This window comes from Methylobacterium sp. WL18, from assembly GCF_008040015.1.
GTDB classification, from domain to species: Bacteria; Pseudomonadota; Alphaproteobacteria; order Rhizobiales; family Beijerinckiaceae; genus Methylobacterium; species Methylobacterium mesophilicum.
In genome coordinates this window covers 1-668 of record NZ_VRVD01001198.1, presented here as the reverse complement: position 1 = coordinate 668, position 668 = coordinate 1, and the positions used below count along the sequence as shown (strand labels likewise).

Here is a 668-nt window from a genome sequence, read left to right as displayed (position 1 = left end):
CAGCCGCCTCGGCTCAAACCTACGCTCAAGTCCAGACACAAGCCGATCCCCACGCCCCCCCGGCAATGGCCATCAGCATCCAAACTCGTCATGCCAACCGAAAGAGCGGCCCCAGACACCGCTTACGATGGACGAGCGGCGTTCGGTGGTGTTCTGAGCCACGTGCGCGCGCACGTTCATCGATCTCAGCTCGTTGACGACGTCCTGCGCGCCATAGGCCATGTCGGCTCCCACTGAGATCGCCCTGGGTCGGTCCGCCCGCGGTTCGATCATCGTCAAGGGGCGATGGGCTCGACGTAGCCGTCCGTGGGCGTGCGGCAAGTGTCCACGATCAGAGCCGAGCGGTTCTGCCTCAGATCATGGCCGATGAAGCAGAGCTTGGCCTCCCTGCCCAAGCCCTTGCGATAGAGCGTGGCTTGGAGATCGGTGGCGCTCTTGTGAGCCTCGTTTGAGCGTGGCTGACCTTGAACATCGACCTCAGCAGTACGCCCGTCGGCAGGCGGCGGCGCCTGGTCTCCACTTTGATCCTTGGGTTTGAAGCTAGAGCGTGTTATGCACCTGTCATCAGTCGTTCGGCCTGTTTCAGCATGAGACAGACGAAGGCGACCATATGAAGTCCTGCCAGCGTGCTGGCATAACGCTCGTAATCCTTGACCAGGCGCCGACAG

General features: G+C 62.0%; 2 pseudogenes. Both read right to left on the bottom strand.

Annotated features, from left to right (window positions below):
* Positions 1-126 precede the first annotated feature (126 nt).
* A pseudogene (locus tag FV228_RS31805) lies at positions 127-542 on the bottom strand (IS5/IS1182 family transposase); the annotation flags it as partial.
* Positions 543-550: 8 nt separating this feature from the next.
* Positions 551-668 (bottom strand): annotated as a pseudogene (locus tag FV228_RS31800) (IS5/IS1182 family transposase); the annotation flags it as partial.